General features: G+C 59.0%; 20 protein-coding genes. 11 read left to right on the top strand and 9 right to left on the bottom strand.

All coding sequences use genetic code 11. From position 1 onward, the window contains the following. The first annotated feature begins 73 nt into the window (after positions 1–73). Together EGX79_09555 and EGX79_09550 are read left to right on the top strand one after the other, a co-directional pair. Positions 74–1,003 (top strand): alpha/beta fold hydrolase, encoded by a 930-nt coding sequence (locus EGX79_09555; GenBank protein ID AYX82398.1) that lies wholly within the window; start codon positions 74–76, stop codon positions 1,001–1,003. Between the two features lie 336 nt (positions 1,004–1,339). Then, entirely contained in the window at positions 1,340–3,319 is a 1,980-nt protein-coding gene (locus EGX79_09550) for a VWA domain-containing protein (GenBank protein ID AYX82397.1), read from the top strand. Positions 3,320–3,321: 2 nt separating this feature from the next. Here EGX79_09550 and EGX79_09545 read toward each other — a convergent pair whose 3' ends face one another. The 7 genes from EGX79_09545 to EGX79_09515 all read right to left on the bottom strand — a co-directional run bounded on the left by EGX79_09545 (position 3,322) and on the right by EGX79_09515 (position 10,315). Continuing rightward, positions 3,322–4,017, bottom strand: coding sequence for a hypothetical protein (locus tag EGX79_09545; protein AYX82396.1), 696 nt, complete (start codon positions 4,015–4,017; stop codon positions 3,322–3,324). A gap of 120 nt (positions 4,018–4,137) precedes the next feature. Then, a complete protein-coding gene (locus EGX79_09540) occupies positions 4,138–4,719 on the bottom strand; it encodes an NAD(P)H-dependent oxidoreductase (GenBank protein AYX82395.1) in 582 nt (193 codons plus the stop codon). Positions 4,720–4,755: 36 nt separating this feature from the next. Continuing rightward, positions 4,756–5,781 (bottom strand): class 1b ribonucleoside-diphosphate reductase subunit beta, encoded by a 1,026-nt coding sequence (nrdF, locus tag EGX79_09535; protein AYX82394.1) that lies wholly within the window; start codon positions 5,779–5,781, stop codon positions 4,756–4,758. Continuing rightward, positions 5,757–6,221 carry a class Ib ribonucleoside-diphosphate reductase assembly flavoprotein NrdI gene (nrdI, locus tag EGX79_09530; protein ID AYX82393.1) on the bottom strand — a complete coding sequence of 155 codons (465 nt, stop codon included), beginning with the start codon at positions 6,219–6,221 and terminating at the stop codon, positions 5,757–5,759. Before nrdI ends, nrdF begins: the two co-directional genes overlap by 25 nt. 349 nt (positions 6,222–6,570) lie before the next feature. Then, a complete protein-coding gene (locus tag EGX79_09525) occupies positions 6,571–7,533 on the bottom strand; it encodes a hypothetical protein (protein AYX82392.1) in 963 nt (320 codons plus the stop codon). A gap of 53 nt (positions 7,534–7,586) precedes the next feature. Continuing rightward, entirely contained in the window at positions 7,587–8,945 is a 1,359-nt protein-coding gene (locus EGX79_09520; GenBank protein ID AYX82391.1) for a 3-oxoacyl-ACP reductase, read from the bottom strand. 47 nt (positions 8,946–8,992) lie between these two features. After that, on the bottom strand, positions 8,993–10,315 hold the full coding sequence (locus EGX79_09515) for an acetyl-CoA C-acetyltransferase (GenBank protein ID AYX82390.1): 1,323 nt from the start codon (positions 10,313–10,315) through the stop codon (positions 8,993–8,995). A gap of 296 nt (positions 10,316–10,611) precedes the next feature. Here EGX79_09515 and EGX79_09510 point away from each other — a divergent pair, with 296 nt between their 5' ends. From EGX79_09510 to EGX79_09490, 5 genes are all read left to right on the top strand, one after another. Continuing rightward, a complete protein-coding gene (locus EGX79_09510) occupies positions 10,612–11,505 on the top strand; it encodes a phosphoribosylaminoimidazolesuccinocarboxamide synthase (GenBank protein AYX82389.1) in 894 nt (297 codons plus the stop codon). Positions 11,506–11,555: 50 nt separating this feature from the next. Beyond that, positions 11,556–13,742 carry a S9 family peptidase gene (locus tag EGX79_09505; GenBank protein ID AYX82788.1) on the top strand — a complete coding sequence of 729 codons (2,187 nt, stop codon included), beginning with the start codon at positions 11,556–11,558 and terminating at the stop codon, positions 13,740–13,742. 4 nt (positions 13,743–13,746) lie between these two features. Next, on the top strand, positions 13,747–14,418 hold the full coding sequence (gene bluB / locus EGX79_09500; GenBank protein ID AYX82388.1) for a 5,6-dimethylbenzimidazole synthase: 672 nt from the start codon (positions 13,747–13,749) through the stop codon (positions 14,416–14,418). Between the two features lie 148 nt (positions 14,419–14,566). Continuing rightward, entirely contained in the window at positions 14,567–15,361 is a 795-nt protein-coding gene (locus EGX79_09495) for a DUF2334 domain-containing protein (GenBank protein ID AYX82787.1), read from the top strand. A gap of 46 nt (positions 15,362–15,407) precedes the next feature. Then, a complete protein-coding gene (locus EGX79_09490; GenBank protein ID AYX82387.1) occupies positions 15,408–15,899 on the top strand; it encodes a glutathione peroxidase in 492 nt (163 codons plus the stop codon). Between the two features lie 6 nt (positions 15,900–15,905). Here the strand turns inward: EGX79_09490 and EGX79_09485 are convergent, their stop codons facing one another. Next, a complete protein-coding gene (locus EGX79_09485; protein ID AYX82386.1) occupies positions 15,906–16,733 on the bottom strand; it encodes a hypothetical protein in 828 nt (275 codons plus the stop codon). 230 nt (positions 16,734–16,963) lie between these two features. Between EGX79_09485 and EGX79_09480 the strand changes: the two genes are divergently transcribed. Continuing rightward, positions 16,964–17,671: a hypothetical protein gene (locus EGX79_09480; GenBank protein ID AYX82385.1), complete on the top strand. Its 708-nt coding sequence runs from the start codon at positions 16,964–16,966 to the stop codon at positions 17,669–17,671. Here EGX79_09480 and EGX79_09475 read toward each other — a convergent pair. Beyond that, on the bottom strand, positions 17,668–18,675 hold the full coding sequence (locus tag EGX79_09475) for an acyl-CoA thioesterase (protein AYX82786.1): 1,008 nt from the start codon (positions 18,673–18,675) through the stop codon (positions 17,668–17,670). The genes EGX79_09480 and EGX79_09475 overlap by 4 nt on opposite strands. 29 nt (positions 18,676–18,704) lie before the next feature. Between EGX79_09475 and EGX79_09470 the strand changes: the two genes are divergently transcribed. The 3 genes from EGX79_09470 to EGX79_09460 all read left to right on the top strand — a co-directional run bounded on the left by EGX79_09470 (position 18,705) and on the right by EGX79_09460 (position 21,987). Continuing rightward, a complete protein-coding gene (locus EGX79_09470) occupies positions 18,705–19,145 on the top strand; it encodes a hypothetical protein (GenBank protein AYX82384.1) in 441 nt (146 codons plus the stop codon). Between the two features lie 50 nt (positions 19,146–19,195). Next, on the top strand, positions 19,196–20,764 hold the full coding sequence (locus EGX79_09465; GenBank protein ID AYX82383.1) for an amidophosphoribosyltransferase: 1,569 nt from the start codon (positions 19,196–19,198) through the stop codon (positions 20,762–20,764). A gap of 158 nt (positions 20,765–20,922) precedes the next feature. Beyond that, a complete protein-coding gene (locus EGX79_09460; GenBank protein ID AYX82382.1) occupies positions 20,923–21,987 on the top strand; it encodes a phosphoribosylformylglycinamidine cyclo-ligase in 1,065 nt (354 codons plus the stop codon). Positions 21,988–21,993 lie beyond the last annotated feature (6 nt).

The following is a 21,993-nucleotide window of genomic DNA, read 5'->3' as shown; positions in this document are numbered from 1 at the left end:
CACCAGTGAGCAGCCAAGTTCCTCGGTACGATGAGCGATAAGCATCGAAACCTCTACTCGAAAGGTGCCCGACGTGACATCGGCTGTTAGGACTTCGCTTTCTCGCCCAGGTGCCACATTGAATGTGCTGCGCTGGGTTCCAGAAAATGACAAGGGCGCGCCCATTACTCCTAAGGGAGTGGTGCAGATTGTCCACGGCATGGTCGAGTACGCCAACCGCTACGCCAAGTTCGCCGAGTACCTCGTATCCCAGGGTTATGCCGTCGTCGCGCACGACCATCGCGGCCACGGTATGACCAAGACGGATGCTGGCATCCCGGGCTTCTTCGCTGACTACGGTGGCTGGAACCTGATTCTCGAAGACCTCCACGCGGTGCGCCAGTACGTTGATGCAGAATTCCCAGGTAGCAAGCACTATATTCTCGGCCACTCCATGGGGTCGCTTCTGACTCGTAACTACATCGCCAAGTACGGCGAGGGGCTCACCGGTGTCATTATCATGGGCACTGTGTCGTGGCCAGGGGCTAAGGGCGACGCGGGAATGAAGGTGGCAAACCTGCTGGCTAAGATTCGTCCTACCGCGCCGGGCAAGCTGCTCAACACTCTCACCTTTGCTGATTACAACAAGGACTTTGAGCGCCGCACTAAGTTTGATTGGCTCACCCGCGACCACAAGATTGTCGATGCTTATATTGCGGACGACAAGTGTGGTTTCGTTCCCACCAATGCCTTTTTCCGCGACCTTCTCGTCGGCACGCACTACGCGAACTCGCCTGAAGCCTATGAGAAAGCGCCTGATGAGCTGCCGCTTTTCGTGGTTTCCGGTGCCGTTGATCCGGCGGGTGGCGCTGCCTGTGTGACTGAGGTCGTGGGCAAATACCTGAACGCGGGCAAGAAGGACGTGCGCTTTAAGGTCTATCCGGATGGTCGCCATGAGATTCTCAACGAGTTGAATAAGGAAGAGGTCTACTCCGACATTGTGGCGTGGTTGGAGTCCCGCTAGGGGGAGCTGGTTAATAGACAAAAAGTATGCCCGTTCGGCGGGTCGACCGGTGGGCATCTTTTGCTACTTATCCCAATGCGAGTTACTGACTGCGTTTATGTCAGCGGCGGCAGGGCGATGCAAGTTACTGACTGCGTTTATGACAAAAATGGCCTGAAAAATTGCCTGAAAGTGTCATAAACTCATACAGTTTCACATTTGCAGCCCGTAATCATATTTGGCGCCCGTAATTTTTGGGGTCTGCCCAGTCATTATCTTGAGAATCAGACATACTTTTGTCATGTAACGTTCTTTTTACGCTTGAAGATTTACGCTTGAAGAAAAGGAACCGACCACATGATCAGAAGAAGACAACTCTCAGCGGTCGTGCTCACCATCTCCATGCTGCTGGTGCTCGTAGGCTCTTTTGCGGGAATCACAACAGGGCGTGCACAGGCGCAAGAGGCCGCGAGTACTATCTCGCCAACCATGGTGATCCTGGATGCTTCAGGGTCAATGCTTGCCGACGACGCGGGTGGCCAAACCCGAATGGAGGCAGCGAAGGACGCGACGAGTAAGTTCGCGGGATCTGTGTCAGAGGACTCCGAAATTGGGTTCATGGTCTACGGCACGGAAGTCGGCAATTCGCCGGAGGAGCGGGAAGCTGGCTGTCAGGACATCACCACGCTGCTGCCCGTGCAGGCTGGCAACTCGGCGAAGATTCCTGCTGAAGTAGGAAAGATCCAAGCCTCCGGCCACACTCCGATGGGGCCTGCGCTGCGTCAGGCGGCCGATGAGTTGCCGAAAGAAGGGCAACGTTCGATTGTGTTGGTCTCCGATGGTGAGGACACCTGTGCTCCGCCACCGGTGTGCGAGGTAGCAAAAGAACTCAAGCAGCAGGGCGTTGATCTGGTCATCAACACAGTTGGTTTCCTCGTTGATGCGGGCGCACGTGCTGAACTGGAGTGCATTGCTGAGGCCACAGGCGGCGAGTACCTAGATGCCCAGGACTCCGATTCGCTGGCTGAGTCCATGAAGACGCTGGCGACCCGCACCGCACGCACCGCGCAGTCCAGCGCGCAAGAGATACAGGGCGGCGACGCTCCTACGAGCGCTACCCAGGTTCCTGCCGACGTGGAAACGTTCTCGACCAAGCTGCGGGAAAAGACTCCTGAGTCCGAGCGCAGCATCAGTAATCAGGAAGGCGACGGTGCTGAGTACTTCTCCGTCCCGGTCGCTGAGGGAGAGCGGCTTGCAATTAGTGCGGCCACGGTGCCGGGAGCGTCGTCAGGCGCGACTTTGATGGACCTAGATGTCCGCAACTTCGCGCTCACTATGCATTTGGACGACAGCAGTTGCTTCCTTGCCAATGATTTCGGCAATGGCATCATCGACTCCAATGGCCCCTTTTTCGCATCGATAACAACCAAGCAGCCCGGAGGAGCGGAGGGGGACTGTAAGTCGGGCAATATGGTGTTCTCCGTGGCCCGAAAAGGAGGCCCCTTCGAAGGTCAGGACATTCCTGCAGAAGTAACCATCAAGCGTTTCGCCAACGAAAACCTGACTGATGTGCCGGAGGCGTTCCCGTCCGACAAGGAGAGCTTGAACCCTCCGCCCGCGACACCGGAAGCAGATCAGGCTAAGAAGGTCACCCCAGGTTCGTGGTTCGATGACGCCACGGAACTTACTGCCGACAACATCAGCAGCGTCACGGCCGACATTGTTCCTGGTGAGACGCACGTGTACAAGATCAAGTCCGAGTATGGGCAGCAGCTCCGCGGCGCCGTCAAACTCATTGACGCCCCAGAAGCGGACAAGCTTGCACAGATCTCCGGCCTGGATATCAAGACGCTGAATTCGGCACGCCAGCTCGCCGGTAGCGAGGAAAACCGTCCGGTAAATGAACACCAGATCGGCGAAGAGACAACATTTGGTAACTCGGCCCGGATTAACTACCGCAATCGAATCGGCGAAGATAGTGAAAAGTCGGGTGATTACGAGGCTGAAAGAGCGTGGCTGGATGGTGACCAGTACATCGTTGTCTTCTTCAACAACAGTTGGGGCGCCGGTAAATCCCACGATGTCGCGGATGTTCAAAACGTCCCGGTGACTTACCAGCTGACCACGGAGTTGGTCGGCGAGAAGATCCCGGGCCCAGCTTTTGAACAGGTCGCGCACAAGTCGCCAAGTAGCGAAACCCCGACCAGCAGCCAGCAGGATCCGAAGGCCCCCGAAGAAAATGAGGATGACGGCTCTTCCAACATGATGTGGTTCTCTATTGGTGCAGTTCTGTTAGCCGTCGTCGTCGGCGCGACAATCGCGTTGACCCGTAAGTAACGCTAGAGCGTCCAGTACACGCCGAATCGGTCAGGCTTGACGACGGCTTCCGTGCCCTCGGCAACCTCAGCGCCTGTTAGGCCAAGCGCTTGGCAGGCGCTTTCGACCTCCTCGGCAGAATCGCTGGAGAGGCGCATCGCCACACCGTCGCCGAAGGTGAAATTGTGCATGCCCGGCGAGTCGAGCGTCATGAAATTCCCTGACCCGAAAAGCCGGTTGTATACCTCGGTGGCGGCGGCAGCCTGTGGTTCGTCGCCTGTCCACATGAAGTAGGGAATAACGGCGGGATTCGCTGTCTTTGCGGCAGCATCCGTGCTTGCAGCCCCGCTGGTTAAGGAATCAATCATCAGTTGCCAGTTGACCCCATTGCCGTCGACCAACCAGCCAAAGAGCGGCGAGAAATCGTAGCTGGTCAGGGGCATGAGCGTAGCACCACCGTTGATGGTTTCATCACCCGCCATCAGATGCTCCCACAGTCTGCGTAGCTGGTTTTCCTGACCAGGGGCAAATCGCACCATAAAAGACACAGCGGGGGTTAATCGGCGGTTCCCGTTCTCAATGAGTTCGAAGTCCATCCCGCCGATGGTGAGCGTGGTGGAGTTGGGCTTGATGTTGGAGTGAAAACCTTCGGCGTAAAACCGCGCAGCGGCGCGGGGGTCGTCGTTAAGCGCGATCACGGCCGAGATAGAAACAGTCATGAAAATGAGCCTAACGACGAGCGCCTAGCCGTGCAGAGAACGCAGCGTTTGATCCTAGTCAGTGAAGAATCTTCATACGGCGATATCCCCAGTAACGCTGCGCTGATTAGGGGATTTCAGTTAGTGGCGTGGGCTCTGCTCTCGAACTAGGTCTGCAAATCTGTTGATGTAGTCGCGAACAAAGTCCTCAGTGCTTGACGACGTGAATTCTCCTTGTTCGTCAATGAGTGTTGGCGATTGTCCCAGGAAGACCTCTGGCTGACCGAGCATCGGCATGTCGAAGTACGACAGCGCGAGTCGCAAGTTCTTCTGAGAGCTATAACCTCCCATACGGCCGACGGAGTGGCTGATAATTCCCGCGGGCAGGTTCTTCCATGCCACATCACCGTTGGGCTTAGATCCGATGTCAACGGCATTCTTCAGAGCTGCAGGAATTGTGCGGTTGTTTTCTGGGGTGACAAATAGGATGCCATCGCTGGCTTTAATGGTTTCCCGGAAACTGGTGTATTCCGCGGGAGTCGCAATATCGGACACTGCGGGGTCGTCGTAGTCGAAGTTGTAGAGAGGGAGGTCACGAATCTCGACGATGTCGACTTTGAAGTCATCGGGGAAGTACGTGGCTGCCTTGAGTGCAATCTTTCGTGCATAGGAGGCTCGACGCAAGCTTCCTACCAGGATAGAAATCTGTGCAGTCATGCGAATGTTCCTTTCTTAGGATGTATGGGGAAAGACGTGGATTTAGAAATCCCAGTCTTCATCTGCGGTGTCTTCGGCTTTTCCGATGACATATGCGGAGCCGGAACCGGAGAAAAAGTCGTGGTTTTCATCTGACCCCGGGGTGAGGGCGGCGAGAATTTCGGGCTTGAAGGCGGTCTCTTCATGGTTAAACCGCTGCGGGTATCCCAAGTTCATGAGCGCTTTGTTGGCGTTGTATCGAATGAAGTTGGCAACGTCGTCGTAGAGCCCGAGTGGTTGGTATAGGGCTTCGGAGTACCTCAGTTCGAGCTGGTATAGATCATCGAGAAGTTCGAAGACGAAAGCCTTCATCTGCGTTTGCGTGGCGGTGTCGTAGGTTTCTACGCCTCGCTGGAATTTGTAGCCGGAGTAATAGCCGTGAACAGCTTTGTCACGCAGAATCAGGCGCACCATATCGGCGGTATTGGTCAGGATGCCACGTGATGCGAAGTGCAGCGGGAGGTAGAAGCCGGCGTAGAGCGAGAAGGACGAAAGAAGCGTTGCTGCCGCCTTTCGCTTGAGTGGAACGTCGCCGTAATAGTGTTTGAGCACAGCTTTTGACCGAGCCTGCAGGATGTCATTGGCGACTGCCCATTGGTAGGCAGCGTCGATGTCAGGGGTATTGGATAGCGTAGAAAATACTGAAGAATAAGACTTTGCATGCACTGCTTGCATGAAAGCGATATTCGTGTAGACGGCCTCTTCATGTTCGGTGCGGGCATCTTGAATTTGGGAAATCTCCCCGACAGACGCCTGGACTGTGTCGAGCATGGTCAGTCCGGTGAAGACCTTCATGGTCAGCTCGCGTTCTAGATCGGTGAGACGTCGCCAGTCTGCAAGGTCATTGGACAGCGGAACTTTTTCGGGCAGCCAAAAATTTGCTGTTAGGCGATTCCACACTTCGAGATCTTTGTCATCTTGCACTCGGTTCCAGTTGATTGGCCGAAGGCGGGCAGCTGGGTCCTTTCGAAAAGACGGTGGCGTAGTTGAATAGCTGTAGATGTTCAAGAAGTAGCGCTCCTCCAGAATTTTTCCAGGCCCTCTTTGACGTTTTCCACATCGTGGTCTGTCCCCAGTAGCTCATAGTGGTATAGCTCCGGAACCTGGCATTTTGCAGAAATGATGGCTCCGGCTATGCAAAAGTCGGTGCCGAAATTTGTGTTGCCCGAGGTGATGACACCGCGGATGAAACTCCTGTTGGTTTCGTCGTTGAGAAAAGCGATGACTTGCTTAGGTACCGCGCGGCGCCGACATCCGCCACCATAAGTCGGTGTGATCAGGACAAATGGGCTGCAAACGCGAATCATTCCGTCTTTTCGCGGATGTAACGGGATGCGTGCTGCTGGTTGAGCCAGCTTTTGGACGAACCGGTGAGTGTTTTCAGAAGCACTGGAGAAGTACACGATTCGGGGTGACTCCTCCGGTGGGAGTTCCGTGAAAGTCAGCGGCGTCTTCGATGATGAAGACACTCGATTACCTCCTATGTTCAATGGATTGAACATAGAATAGAGGAGTGAATGGGGTGTCAACAAGGCGTTGCCTACATGCGGTTGAAAAGTGCTTAGTCACGCAATTGCGAAGTAAAGCCGCGACTCTGCATTAACGGCGGAAAAACCCAGCAGCTGATTTTCAAGTCGGGAAAGTGGCGGGGTTGCCGGCCGGGGGGGGGGAGGAGGCGGTGTCTCTCGGAGGGGCTCCAGTCGTGCCCTGGGCAAAAGCACAACTGGGAAAACAAAAACGCCGCGCCTTGGAAAGACCCAGTCGATGAGGAGACTGGTTTTCCAAAACGCGGCGTTTTCTACAGCGCTTTCGCGTCAACTACTTCAGCGGGCGAACACTTCCGGTGAAGTGCGGACGCTTCTTCTTGCGATCCCACGCGACGATGTTGACTGCACGGCCGATGTTGGAGCTGCTATCAGTCAGGTTGTGAGCAGCACCTGCACCGTCACCGGTGTGGGTGAGTGCGACGTTGATGGTGGTCGGCAGAACGACCGGCGCACCGAAGGAAATCTGGAACTCGTACGACTGACCCGGCAGAACCTGTGCCTCAGCCAGTGCGCGGGAGGCGGTGTACATGCCGTGTGCAATCGCTGCTGGCATGCCCAGAGCCTTCGCGGAGACAGAGGTGATGTGAATCGGGTTCCAGTCACCGGAAACCTTGGCCCACTTGCGGCCGGTGTTGCCAGCCAGCTTCCACTGGGCAGTGGGGAAGGGGACCTTGAACTGCTCGCGCTTGATGGTCTCGGCGCCGGACTTGATGGCCTCACGCTGTGCCTGGACCTCTTCGAAGCCCTCCGCCTCCTTTAGGCGAACGCCCTTGGCCAGGTACACCGACTGCTCCTCGACCAAGGTGGCGCCGGATGTGGACGATGTAACAGTCGACTCCAGAACAACCTCAGTGCCCGAGCGGTGAGCGCGGAATGCGGCAACCTTCACCGCGATATCAACCTTGCCACCGAGTGTGACAGGCGAGATTTCGCGGTAGGTGTTCTCGGTGTGGACCAGGCCCATCATCGGCAGCGGGAAATCGTCCGCAGCCATTAGCTCCATCTGAATGGGCATGATTAGGGCGTGGATGTGGCCGAAGAACGCTTGCTCAGACTTCGGGGCGCCAACGACGTCGCGGAAGTCCTGGTCGCGGTCGGCATCGACAGTGACACCCTTGACCGCTAGTTCATCGACCTTGATTTCGGTGGAGTTCGGGCGCTTCTTTGTCGAACCAGCGGCTGCCTTGGCGTAGAGCGGAACCAGATTGGGAATGGCGTCCAGGGTCTTAGCCATAAGTTTTCCTCTTTCCTCCTTATCGGGAGCCTATGCGGAAGCCGTGGCTTCGCTTAGGCGCCGACGATGTTCTGACCACAGACGCGCAGGACGTGGCCATTGACACCGAGCGCGCGGTCGGAGACCAGGAAGGCGATTGCCTGGGCGACATCGCCCGGCTGGCCACCCTGCTGCAGCGAGTTCACGCGTCGAGCAACCTGGCGATTGACGAACGGAATGGCAGCGGTCATGTCGGTCTCGATGAAGCCCGGAGCAACAGCGTTGATGTTGCCGCCGCGCTTAGCGAACTCCTCAGCGTAAGCCTCGACCATTGCGATAACACCGGCCTTGGAGGTGGCGTAGTTGGTCTGACCGCGGTTACCTGCGATACCGGAGGTGGAAGCCATGGTGGCAATACGCGGAGCCTTCTCGAAGGCCTTGTGGTTCAGCAGCTGCTCGTTCATCTTCAGCTGAGCCTCGATGTTGACGGCGATGACCGAGCCCCACTTGGCGTCGTCCATGTTGGCGAACATCTTGTCGCGGGTGATACCTGCGTTGTGGATGACGATGTCCAGGCGGCCGTAGCGGGCCACAGCAGCATCGGCAATGGCGTTGCCGGCGTCGTCGGCAGTGATGTCCTGCTGCAGAGCCAGGCCACCGAGCTCGTTGGCAACCTTGGACAGCGCCTCGCCAGCCTGCGGAACGTCGATGACGATGACCTCTGCGCCGTCAGCCTTGAGCTGACGAGCGATAGCGGCGCCGATACCACGGGCGGAACCGGTGACAGCGGCAACCTTGCCAGCCAGCGGCTTATCCCAGTCGGCCGGAATCTCACCAGCGTCGGAGGTGACGCGGAGGAACTGGCCGTCGATGAAGGCCGAGCGGCCGGAGAGGAAGAAGTGCAGGGAGGAAATCACGGACGGGGCGGTGACCGAGACACCCGGAGCAACGAGGATGCCGTTAGCGGTGGAGCCGCCACGAACCTCGTGGCCGAGGGAGCGAATCAGGCCCTCGATACCACCGGCGACAGCGTTCTCAGCAATCTCGGCCGGAGTTGCGTTGTGGTGAGCATCCTTGGCGCGGGAGACGGTGACGATGCGGCCACCCTTGTCCAGCTTGCGCATGTGCTTTGCAGCAGCGAGCACTGGGCCCTGCAGCTCTGACGGGCGCTTAGCCTCGGTGGCGACGAGGACAATGGCACCAATCTTGTCGTCAGCGGCGTTGCCACGACGAACTTGCAGGCCCCACTCTGTCAGCTGAGCTGCAACTGCGTCTGCATCTGCACCCTCGCCGGTGACGAGCACCTTGTCGTTGTTCAGCAGCGGACCGCCCGGCTTGTGGCGGCGCAGGAACGGTGGCTGTGGCAGGCCAGCGGCTTTAGCCAGTCCAGTGAGCGGACCACCGTTGACGAGTTCCTGGTACTTATCGGTCATGGAAAATTCTCCTTGAAAGTAAAAGTGTCTTTATCGGTGGTGCGCTTTTAGACGCGAGCCTCGAGAACTGCGACAACACCCTGGCCGCCCGCGGCACAGACGGAGATCAGGCCGCGAGTGGTCTTGCCGGTCTCGTCTGCCTTCTGGCGCAGCATCTTGGCGAGGGCTGCCACAATGCGGCCGCCGGTAGCGGCGAATGGGTGGCCGGCTGCCAGGGAAGAGCCCTTGACGTTGAGCTTCTCGCGCGGGATGGAGCCCAGCGGGCCTTCCAGCCCAAGCTTGGTGCGGCAGAACTCCTCGTCCTCCCATGCCTTCATGGTGGACAGGACGGTGCCGGCGAAAGCCTCGTGGATCTCGAAGAAGTCGAAGTCGTCGAAGGTCCAGCCGTTGCGGGCCAGCAGGCGCGGGGTGGCGTAAGCCGGAGCCATCAGCAGACCCTCGTCGCCGTGGACAAAGTCAACTGCGGCTGCCTCGGAATCGACGACGTCGGCAAGCACCGGCAGACCGCGCTCAGCGGCCCACTCCGGGGTGGAGACGAGGACGGCAGAGGCGCCGTCGGTAAGCGGAGTGGAGTTACCGGCGGTCATGGTCGGCTCTGCTTCCAGGCCGCGGCCGAAGACCGGCTTGAGCTTGGCCAGCTTCTCCGGGGTGGAGTCCGGGCGCATGTTGGTGTCACGGGAAACGCCCTTGTACGGGGTGACGAGGTCAGTGAAGAAGCCCTCGTCGTAAGCGTTTGCCATGTTTTGGTGGGAAGCGGCGGCGAGCTCATCCTGCTCAGCTCGGGTAACGCCCCACTTGGCGGTGGTGATGGCCTGGTGCTCACCCATGGACAGGCCAGTGCGCGGCTCGCCGGTCGACGGAGTGTCCGGAGCCAGGTCGGACGGACGAGCCTTCAGGAAGACCTTTGCCATGTCCAGAGTGGACTTCTGGCGGCTGGCCTCCAGCAGGATCTTGCGCAGACGGTCGTTGACAGCAATAGGAGCGTCGGAGGTGGTGTCCACACCGCCGGCGATAGCGGAGTCAATCTGACCCAGCTTAATCATGTTGGAGACAGAGTTGAGGGCCTCCATGCCGGTGGCACATGCCATCTGAATGTCGAAAGCCGGGGTGTCCGGCGCCAGTGCGGAGCCGAGGACACACTCACGGGTGAGGTTAAAGTCACGGGAGTGCTTCAGCACAGCGCCGGCGGAGACTGCACCGAGGCGTTCGCCGCCGATACCGAAGCGGGCGACGAGACCGTCGATTGCAGCGGTCAGCATGTCCTGGTTCGACTCGTTAGCGTATTCCTTATTAGAACGAGCGAACGGAATGCGGTTACCGCCGACGACGACTGCGCGGCGCAGAGAGTTATTGTTGGCCTGAGCTGCCATGTGATTGTTCCCTTCAAAATCCTTGAAGTGTGACGTGAATTACTAAATTTAGACAATACTGGTATCGGTGTTTTCTGTCACGTTTTTAGAAATATTTTTGCCCAGTCATCTACCGAGTGGGGGAGGGTAGGGGTAAACGCTGTCATTTATCTGTGAAAAGTTCGGCAGACAGCACTCCGAAATCGCAAAATTTTTCCCGCTTGACGACGGTAATTGCGTCAATCCCCACTAGTTGGGGTGGCGGCCGGAGGTATCAATAGAGTGCAAAGGCGTATAGGGGTTTAGACTTTATCGCCATGCGACCTGAACTTTCCTCGTATAACCATCTTTCCGCGGGCAAGGTCCGGGAAATCTACGAGATTGACCCTGAGACTCTACTGCTTGTGGTCAGTGACCGTATTTCTGCCTTCGACCACATTCTGGAGACCCCGATTCCTGACAAGGGTCGGGTGCTCACCGCGATGAGCGTGTTCTTCTTCGACGAGATCGACTTCCCGAACCATATGGCCGGTCCGGCCGACGATGAGCGCATTCCGGAGGAGTGCCTCGGCCGAGCGTTGGTGTGCAAGAAGCTGGACATGCTGCCATTCGAGTGTGTCGCACGTGGCTACCTAACCGGCTCGGGTCTCGTCGAGTACAAGGAAAACGGCACTGTCTGTGGCATTGAGCTGCCTGAAGGGCTCGTCGAGGGCTCCAAGCTGCCAGAGCCAATCTTCACCCCGGCCACCAAGGCGGAGCTGGGCGAGCACGACGAAAATGTCTCCTTCGACGCCGTTGTGGAGTCCCTGGGCCAGAAGCGTGCCGAAGAATTGCGCGATGCCACCCTGCGTATCTACACCCAGGCGGCTGAACTTGCTGCAGAGCGCGGCATCATCCTGGCTGACACCAAGTTCGAGTTCGGCCTCGATGCCGACGGCAACCTGGTGCTGGCCGACGAGGTTCTCACCCCGGACTCCTCCCGCTACTGGCCAGCCGACTCCTACCAGGAGGGTTCGGTTAACCCGAGCTTCGACAAGCAGTACGTCCGAAACTGGCTGACCTGCTCCAAGTCCGGCTGGAAGAAGGACGAGGGCACTCCGCCGCCGGCGCTGCCGGGTAGTGTTGTGGAAGCAACTCGCGAGCGGTACGTCGAGGCCTACGAACGACTGTCGGGCCGCCGCTTCTCGGACTGGATTGGAGAACCTGCGTGAGCGAAGTGACCTTGGACTCGGCATCCGTCGGCAAGCCTGCAAAAAAAGATTTGCCCGCACCCCGTGCACAACGGAAGCCGGTGACTCGGTCCTTCCACGGAAGGGACTTCACCGATAACTTCGAGTGGCTCCGCGATAAGGAAAACCCCGAGGTTATCAAATACCTAGAGGCTGAAAATGCCTATACGGAGGCTTTTACCTCCAATCTTGATGGCACCGCGGACGCGATTTTTAAGGAGATCAAGTCGCGCGTGCAGGAGACCGACATGTCGGTCCCAACTCGCCTTAATGGCTGGTGGTACTACTCACGCACGCAGGAGGGCAAGTCCTACGGGATGAGCTGTCGCGTGCGTGTGGAGGCCGGTGACGGTCTTGCCGCGTGGACTCCGCCGACCATTGCGGACGACTCCCCGGCACCAGGAGAACAGGTCATCCTGGATGCCAACGAGCTGGCCGAAGGCCACGACTTCTTCGCCCTCGGCGCAGCGAGCGTCTCGGCGGACGGCAATCTGCTGGCCTACTCCACCGATGTCACAGGCGACGAGCGCTACACGCTGCGCGTAAAGGATTTGCGCACGGGCGAACTGCTTGACGACGAAATTGCGGGCATCGCCGCAGGTGCTACCTGGGTTAGCTCGGAATGGATCTTCTATCAGAAGGTCGACGAAGCCTGGCGGCCGGATTCCGTGTGGCGTCACCGCGTGGGCACCTCCACCGAGGATGACGTCTGTGTCTTCCATGAGCCCGATGAGGCCTACTGGGTCGGAGTCGGTACGGTACGCAGCGAAAAGTACCTGATTATTGAGAGCTCCTCGAAGATTACTTCCGAGGTTTGGTACCTGGACGCCAGTGACCCGACCGGTGAGTTCACCTGCGTGCGCCCGCGTGAGGCCGGTGTTGAATACGACATCGATCACGCCGTCATTAGCGGCCGGGATATGTGGCTGATTACACACAATATGACTGGTTCGAACTTCGCACTGGCCATGGTGCCGGCGGGGTCTTTCGACAGCATTTCGGATCTCACTGAGCTGGTTCCGCACCGCGATGACGTCCGCGTTGAGGGCGTCGACTGCTTCGCTGGGCACATCGCGTTTGGTTACCGTCGTGGCGGTATTGGCCGTGTGGCGCTGGCGGTATTGGGTCAGGATGAGGATGGTGCTGGCTCCGCTGGTGATGCCTCTGATACAAGCCATGCTGCTGCTCCAGTGCCAGCGTCCGCTGTGAACTTCGTCGAGCTCGACTTCGACGAAGAGCTCTACTCTGCAGGCACTACCGGCAATGCTGAATGGGACACCCCGGTGTTGCGCTACGCTTACGGCTCCTTCACCACGCCGTCGCAGCTTTGGCAGATTGATATTGCCTCGGGCAAGCGGGTGCTGCTCAAGGAGCAGAAGATTCGCGGGAAGTTTAATCGCGGTGATTACGTCGCCAAGCGTGAATGGGTGAGTGCAGCCGACGGTGCCCAGATTCCGGTATCGATTATCCACCGCGCGGACCTGGACCTGAGCAAGCCGAATCCGACGCTGCTCTACGGCTACGGTTCCTATGAAGCCTCGATGGATCCTGGCTTTTCCATCGCGCGACTGTCGCTGCTGGATCGTGGGATGATTTTTGTCATTGCACACGTCCGCGGTGGTGGCGAAATGGGCCGCGGCTGGTGGGAGAACGGTCGCGCAACCACGAAGAAGAACACATTCACTGACTTCGTCGCCGTCGCTGACTACCTGCTGGATTCTGGGTGGACCACACGCGAGCAGCTGGTAGCACTCGGCGGTTCGGCGGGCGGCATGCTGATGGGCGTGGTCGCGAACATTGCTGGCGATAGGTTCGCGGGCATTCAGGCCGTGGTCCCGTTTGTCGACTGCCTGACATCCATGCTGATGCCAGAGCTGCCGCTGACCGTGGTGGAGTGGGATGAGTGGGGCGATCCCTACCACGACCCGGAGGTCTACGACTACATGGCCTCCTACGCGCCGTACGAGAACATCTCGGCCGATGCGAAGTACCCGAAGATTCTCGCGATTACTAGTTTGAACGACACCCGCGTGCTCTACGTGGAGCCGGCAAAGTGGATCGCCAAGCTGCGCGAGGTTGTCGGAGGTCAGCCGGGGCAGTTCCTGCTCAAGACCGAGATGTCCGCAGGTCATGGTGGTGTTTCCGGTCGTTACGAACGCTGGCGTCAGACTGCCTTCGAGTACGCCTGGATTGTCCACACTGCTGGTGCGGTGGAGTAACGGCATGGATATGCGCACGCTGCTGTCCGCGCAGGGTTTTGACACCGATTCGCTTTCCGACGATCAGTTGGCCGTCTACCACACCCTTTTTCGGCGGCGGGATGTGCGCCGCGAATTCGCCGGAGAAGTGGTGGACAGGGAGCGATTGATGCGCGTGTTGGCGGCGGCCCATGCAGCCCCGTCGGTGGGGCTGTCCCAACCGTGGGACTTTCATATCATTCAGAATCCGGACCGCCTGCAGCAGTTTGCCGACCACGTAGCCGGACGTCGCGCTGAATTCGCGGCCAAGCTCGAAGGCGAGCGGCGTGAGACCTTCAATCCGATTCAGATTGAAGGAATCGTGGACTCGGGAACGGGCATCGTCGTCACCTATGACCCGACCCGTGGCGGCAAGAACATTCTCGGCCGCGACACCGTCGATGACACCGGCCTCATGTCAGTCGCGCTGGCTATTCAGAATCTGTGGCTGGCTGCTACGGCAGAGGGGCTCGGCGTCGGCTGGGTCAGTTTCTACCATGAGGATTTCCTGGCTGACTTTGTCGGTGTCGAGGCACCCGTGCGCCCGGTGGCCTGGCTGTGCATTGGTCCAGTAACGCACCTGGCCGAGGAGCGTGACTTGGAGAAGTTCGGTTGGCGCAAGGGACTGGCTCTCGATGAGGTTGTGCATTGGGGATAATCCGCGCTGCAGACGCACATTGATGTGCTGCGATGGCGCTTTTTGAACTCTTATTTGAAAGGCTTCTGAGTATTCTCCAAGCCTTGTCCTCTCCGTTACCAAAAATTTACATACGCCTGTTTTTGTTGAATCCATGGCAGGCAGTGGGGTGCAAGAACAGATTCGGACGACCGACCAGGTCATTCGTCCAGCGGGCAAAGAGCTCGTAACTGTTGACGGTGGTGTGGTCGGTTCGCCGCTTTTGGTGTCGGTGTCGGGTTTGCGCGATGGCACATTGCTCGACGTCGCTCGTTTCGTGGCAGCGATGGAACAGCGCGGTATTACACCGTCTCTGCTGGTAGCGCCGCATGCGGGTAAAAACTGGTCGTTGCGGGAAGCTCCGGCGGTGCTGGATTGGCTCCGCCGTCGTAGCGATGACGGCATCGAGATTGTTCTCGCGGGGTTCGATCAGTCAGTTCGAGGCCGAGGCGCGGAATTTGCGTCGTTAAGCGAACATGAAGCGCGTTTGCGCCTGACCGCCGCAACGCGCCAGATGCGTGCGATGGGTTTTGAGACGGACGTCTTTGCACCACCGAAGTGGACCATGTCGCCCGAGACCATGAACGTGCTGCCGGAGCTGGGCTTCCGAGTGGCAGCGGACCGAAATGGTGTCCGCGACCTGACCACTGGTGCTGTTGATCCGACTCGCGTGCTGGCTATCGGCGAGGGCTTCGGCGGCGCCGGTTGGTGGCGCCGTGCGGTGCGCTCCTCGGTGCAGCGCTCGCTGGAGAAGGGCCGCGCGGTGCGCATCTCCGTTAACGCTTCGAAACTGCGGGAGCACAAGCTGCGCCAGGATGTTGTCGGCATCATTGACCAGGCGGTCGATGGGGGTGCGCAGCCGGTCAACCACTCTTCGGTGCCGCTGGGCCGCGAGCTCTTTGAAGGCATGGAGCAGGTCGGCTAGTCGCTACCTCTGACGGCTATCGGGGGACTGCCCTAGTGTGGGGTTTATGAGCAATCTCTTCGACATCCCAGTGACCACCATCGACGGCAACGAAGCAACGATGAATGACTGGGCAGGCCACGTTCTGCTTATCGTCAACACCGCCTCGGAGTGCGGTTTCACGGATCAGTACGACGATCTGCAAGGACTTTTCGACGAATTCGCACCCCGTGGCTTCTTCGTCCTCGGCTTCCCCTGCAATCAGTTCGGTGGGCAAGAGCCCGGCAACGCCGAGGAAATCAAGCAGTTCTGCCAGCGCGAATTCGGCGTTACCTTCCCGCTCTTCCAAAAGACGAAGGTCAACGGCCATGGCGCGCACCCACTGTACAAGCTGTTGAAGGAAACCCCGGACGCCGACGGCGAGGCTGGGGATGTGAAGTGGAACTTCGAAAAGTTCGTTGTCTCGCCCGAGGGTGAGGTCATCGGCCGTTTCCGCTCCAAGGTCTCGCCTGACGACGATGCTCTGCGCGACCTCATCGAGGAAAACTTGCCTATTTAAACTTGGCTATTTGGTGGCGTCCAGCGGTGCCTGCTCGAAGTAGCCCGTGGCACCGTAGCCCACGATGCCACCTCGGTTGCGCAGGGTCATGCTAGCTAGACCGACCTTGCCAAGCTCATCGCCACCGATGGTGACCCAGTCACCCTGAACCGCGACAACCATGTTGGCGTGCACCCCAAGGCCTGCGGGGTAGCGGTAGAAAATGATGTCACCCACCTGAGGAGAGAAGTCCTTGTCGGTGACGAAAGCATCATGTGCCTTGTAGGCATCCATGAGCTGTTCGACATCCGTAACCAGCCATGGGTTCTCGGCTGCGGCAGCCGAATCCTCGGGCGTATCAAAGACCGGAACACCCGCGGACGCGAGCAGGAATGACAAGAATGGCGCAGTCCAGGAACCGGAGCAGTCGACCGTGTTGCCGAATGCGTCAAGGTTTGGATTCAGCTTCGCGGTCTGGTTCGCAGCTGTGGGTGCAGAACCCGGCCTGGTGGCAGCAGCGGCGGCGACGGCATCTGCATCAGCAGTTGGGTCTGCGTCTGAATTCGGGTGCTCGCCGACCTTGGGGATAACGCTGCGGATGTCGTCATCAGTAGCGCCACACGCCAGGCCGAAGTAAACCTCAGGGGAGGGCTGCTCCTCGTACTGATAGCGCGCAACATCCTTCAGAGCCTGCTGATAGTAAGGGCGGTCTGCCTCGGTGCGGGGGAACGTGCCACCACGCCACGCCAGAACATTGATAGGACCGAAGAGCGTGAACCACCCGGCGAAGAGGAATACCGCCGTCAGTACCAGGATGGAAACAGGCGGGATAGCGGCGCGAACACGTTGCAGCATGCTCGGTGAGGATGCGTTCTCCTGGCCGTCGTCAAGCGATGGTGAGGAAGACTCAGACCGTGCTGCGTGAGGCTGCTGTGCGGGCACAGGCGCGGGTGAATCGGTGGTCATATCTTCTCAGGATAGTAGGCGGCGCTGCGCTCGTCCTTGGCGAGTGCGTCTGAGCCGTACGTAATGGCCTAGTCTGCGGCTCCTGCTGCAGAAGAGGGCGTGCAGTTAAACTGTGGTTCATGACTTCACCCGACATGCGTAACGAGGCCGAGCACGACCCTCGTGAGGATCTGCCGAGCTTCCTGCGTGAGCCGGACAAAATAGACAAGCTTCTCTATGCATCGCTGATGCTGGTTGCCGTGTACGGCTTTGCAATCATCCCGTTCCGTGCGGTTTTGCTGCTCAAGTACACGTTCTTGCACACATGGCTGACAGGATCGAATCTGTCGGTGCTGATTCTCGCGTCGGAAAACGAGGACCGGCCGCTCTTCCTCTTCGCTGTTGTAGTGATTGCGGCGCTTTCGACAATCAAGTTCATGCCGTTCTTCTACTGGATGGGCAAGAAGTGGGGCACGGAATTCATAACGATGAGTTTCGGCGGACACCCACCGCGATGGTTTAAGAAGATGGAGAACTTCATCTATGAACGCATCGGGCTGAGTGTGCTGGCATCGTTTGTGCCATTCTCGCCGATTCCGGCCACGATTGTCGTGGCCATCGGTGGTATTGCGAAGGTGCGCGGCTGGGTAGTAGGCGTGTACCTCTTCTTCTGTGCCGCAATGCTCAAGTGCTTCTACCTGTACTTGGGCCTGAAGTTTGGCCCAAGCATCCAGGGCTCCCTGCAGACGATTGACCGGTACGTCACCTACATCACCTTCGCGCTGATTGGCTGGATGTTCCTATCCATCTGGTGGAAAAACAGGAAGCCGGGTAGCCAGGCGGCTTAATCCTGTTCGCGCTCAATCAGCGGCAGCGGGCTGTACTTGTCACGCAATGCCTTCAGTGACAGATCGTGAGCGTGCAGGCGCTTGTCCTCATCCGTCGTCGGCTGGAAGTGCGGTACCGGCTGCGGGTTGAAATCGTCATCAATTGCGACATACGTCATGGTCGAATGCAGTGCCTTGCGCAGGCCGCCGACACCCTTGCGGGGCTCACAGCAGTAGACCTGCACCGACAGGTGCATCGAGGTCGTGCCTGTACGCAGGATGCGTGCGCGCACCTCAACCAGGTCGCCAATGTGGATTGGGCTGTAGAAGCGAATACCACCTGCGTAGACAGAAATGGTCTGGCGCCCTGCCCAGTTGGTGGTAACTGCCGTCGCAGCCTCGTCGATCCACTCCATGGCGGTGCCGCCGTGGACGTTTCCGCCCCAGTTGACATCGGTCGGCTTTGCCAGGAAACGTGTGGTCAGTTCGGGTGCGGAAGAGTCCGCGGAGTAGGTCTGCGCGCGCATGCTGGCTTCGATGTCGCGGCGGAGCTCAAAACGGGAAAGAGCGGCTTTCTCAACGCGCTCTTCTTCCTCTGTTTGCGGCACCCACTTCGGCACCGGAGTCGACTTACCGTTTTCATCCATGGCCACGAAGATCACCAGGCAGTCAGCTGCGCGGGTGAACTTGCCCTCGCGCGGATCAGCCGAGAGCACTTCGTTGACGATGTGCATGGAACTGCGGCCGGTATGCGCAATCTTGGAGCGCACCTCGACAATGTGGCCACTGGGAATCGGGCGAGTGAAGTGAATGTGACCGAAGTACGCAGTCACGCAGTAGCGTCCCGACCAGCCGGTCGCGCAGGCGTAAGCGGCCTTGTCAATCCACTGCAACACACGGCCGCCGTGGACAGAATTGGTTCCGGCCATAATGACATCGGTCGGCGATGCCATAAAACGGAGTACAAGAGATGGTGACGCTGGAGCATGCACCTGTTCAGCTTTTTCAGTTGACTGCGTATCCATATATGAAAGCATAACTCTAGGATGAGGTTATGGTATCCAAAATCTCGCCTTTCGACGTTCGCAGCGCTCTTTCCACCGCCGCACCCTGGGCGGCGCAACGGCTTCTCGGCCGCGAATTGCTATCTGACCAAGAGGCTGCCTCCTTCATCGGGCCGGATGGGGCGCAGGGGTCGTCGTTAAGCCGTGCGAGCCTTGCCAAAGCGGTACGTCTGTCCGTGCGGATGCTCGCCCAAGAGGCTCCGGGGCATAGCGTCGAGGTGCGCGTGCCGCCCTTCGTCGCGGTCCAGTGCATTGAGGGCCCCAGGCACACGCGCGGTACGCCGCCCAATGTCGTGGAGATGTCGCCGGAGATTTGGCTGGGACTCGCGTGCGGAATGATCACGTTAGAGCAGGTGCAGGCGCACATCGATATGTCGGGAACGCGCGCGGCGGAAATTGGGAATCATCTGCCGGTGGCGCGCATTTCTTAAAGCCCGTGGGGGGATGCTGAATTGGTGCCCAGGCGGGTGGGGCTATTAGTGTGAATGTCGTGGCCGATACCAACATTTCAGGTGCACCAAAGACCAAACTTTTGCCAATTTCGCCATACGACGATTTGGGGGAGACATCCCCGCGCGAAGAATGTGGCGTTTTTGGCGTTTGGGCACCTGGCGAAGACGTGTCCAAACTCACCTACTATGGCCTGTTTGCCCTGCAGCATCGCGGCCAGGAAGCCGCCGGTATCGCAGTCGGCGACGGCGACCAAATTCTCGTATTCAAGGACCTGGGCCTTGTTTCCCAGGTTTTTGATGAGCAGACGCTCGACGCTCTGAAGGGGCACGTAGCGGTGGGGCACACGCGCTACACCACCGCTGGCGCTCCTGCGTGGGAGAATGCACAGCCGATGTTCCAGATGGCCTCCGACGGCACGGACATCGCGCTGGGGCACAACGGCAACCTGACCAACCACCTCACGCTGTTCCATGAGGCGGTCGACAAGGGCCTGCTGCGTGAAGAGGGCGAGCTGCCCAGTGACTCCGCAATCATGACCACTTTGCTTGCCGACGAAACCGGCAAGATTGACCACCCCGAAGATTACGGCTGCAGCACCAATGTAGAAGCGGCCGCGATGGCACTGCTGCCGCGTTTGAAGGGTGCTTTCTGTCTTACTTTCACCGATGGCGAGACGCTGTACGCCGCGCGTGACCCATACGGTGTGCGCCCGCTGTGCCTGGGGCGCCTGTCCGGTGGTTGGGTAGTCGCATCCGAGACTTGCGCGCTGGATATCGTCGGTGCATCGTTCGTCCGCGAGATCGAGCCAGGCGAGATGGTGACCATTGATGCTTCCGGTGTGCGTTCGCAGCGTTTTGCCGAGACCACCCACGCTGGATGCATTTTTGAGTACGTCTACCTGGCGCGCCCGGACTCCAACATCCGTGGTCGCTCCGTCAACGCGGTGCGTCTTGAGCTGGGCCGCCAGTTGGCACGTGAGTTCCCGGCTGACGGTGACCTGGTGATGCCGGTGCCGGAATCCGGTACCCCGGCCGCTGTTGGATACGCCCAGGAATCGGGCATCCCGTTTGGACAGGGGCTGACCAAAAACGGTTACGTGGGGCGTACCTTCATTCAGCCTTCGCAGACGATTCGTCAGCTGGGCATCCGACTGAAGCTGAACCCACTGAAGGAAGTTATCGCCGGTAAGCGCTTGGTCGTGGTCGATGACTCCATCGTCCGCGGCAACACTCAGCGTGCCCTGATTCGCATGCTGCGTGAGGCCGGTGCAAAGGAAGTGCACGTGCGCATCGCCGCGCCGCCGGTGAAATGGCCGTGCTTCTACGGCATTGACTTCGCCTCTCCGGGCGAGCTGTTGGCCAACGGCGTAGATGAGAATGACATCGTCGCCGGTATCGCAACCGCGATTGGCGCCGACAGCCTGGGATTTGTCTCCATCGATGGCATGGTCGCCGCTTCCGAACAGGCAAAGAGCGAAGTGTGCTGTGCCTGCTTCGATGGCAAATACCCACTGGGGCTGCCGGAGGGCAATCCGAATGCGGCAGCTGTGGAGAGGATGCAGGCAGCCCAGGCTGCCAAAGCCGCAACGAGCAATTAGCCTCGAAACCTCCTTAGAATGAACTACGAGAACTGAACCGAGAACGAAGCGCAAGCGGTGCCGTGGAGTGCAGCCGTTGCTTTGTTCCTGGTCCGCCAATACTCCCGGATACGGCAGTAACGCCGCCCGGGGGAGAAAGTTTAAAGCGAGAGCCTCTAATGACCGAGAACGTTTCTGGTGCTTCCTACGCTGCAGCCGGTGTCGACATCGAAGCCGGCGACCGCGCTGTTGAACTATTCGCCCCGATTGCCAAGAAGGCCACTCGCCCAGAGGTCCGTGGCGGGCTCGGTGGTTTTGCCGGCCTGTTTGCACTGGGCAACTACGAAAAGCCGCTGCTGGCCGCATCCTCCGATGGTGTGGGGACCAAGTTGGCCGTGGCGCAGGCCGTCGGCAAGCACGACACCATTGGCCTGGACCTGGTCGCCATGGTCGTCGATGATCTGGTCGTGTGCGGTGCCGAGCCGCTGTTCCTGCAGGACTACATTGCAATTGGCAAGGTCGTGCCGGAGCACGTCGCCGAGATCGTTTCCGGCATCGCCGAGGGTTGTGTCCAGGCGGGTTGCGCGCTCCTGGGTGGCGAGACTGCAGAGCACCCGGGTGTGATGGAACCGGGTGAGTACGATGTCTCAGCTACCGGCGTCGGTGTCGTGGAAGAGGACAAGCTTCTCGGCCCGGACCGCGTGCGTGAGGGCGATGTCATTATCGCCATGGAGTCCTCTGGACTTCACTCCAATGGCTACTCGCTGGCTCGCTACGTTCTCCTGGAGAAGGCCGGTCTGGAGCTCGACGGTTATGTCGAGGATTTCGGGCGCACCCTCGGTGAGGAGCTGCTGGAGCCAACCAAGATTTATGCGAAGGATTGCCTGGCTCTCATGAACGAGGCCGAGGTCCGCACTTTCTGCCACGTCACCGGTGGTGGATTGGCTGGCAACATGGTTCGCATCATGCCGGAAGGCCTGACCGCCGACATGAGCCGCGCAACTTGGACCCCGGGTCCGATTTTCAAGACCATTGCTGAGCTCGGCAACGTCTCCCGCGAGGAGATGGAGAAGACCTTCAACATGGGTGTTGGCATGGTTGCGATTGTTTCCGCAGAGGACCGCGATCGTGCCCTGGCTCTGCTGACTGCCCGCCACATCAACGCTTGGGAGCTGGGTACTGTCCGCAAGAGCGAGGCTGGCGAGGACGGGGCTGTTTTGCGCGGCAGCCACCCGCGCTTCTAAGCGTCG

Source organism: Corynebacterium jeikeium, assembly GCA_003955985.1.
In the GTDB taxonomy this organism is placed as follows: domain Bacteria; phylum Actinomycetota; class Actinomycetes; order Mycobacteriales; family Mycobacteriaceae; genus Corynebacterium; species Corynebacterium jeikeium_D.
This window is presented reverse-complemented; position numbering and strand designations above follow the sequence as displayed.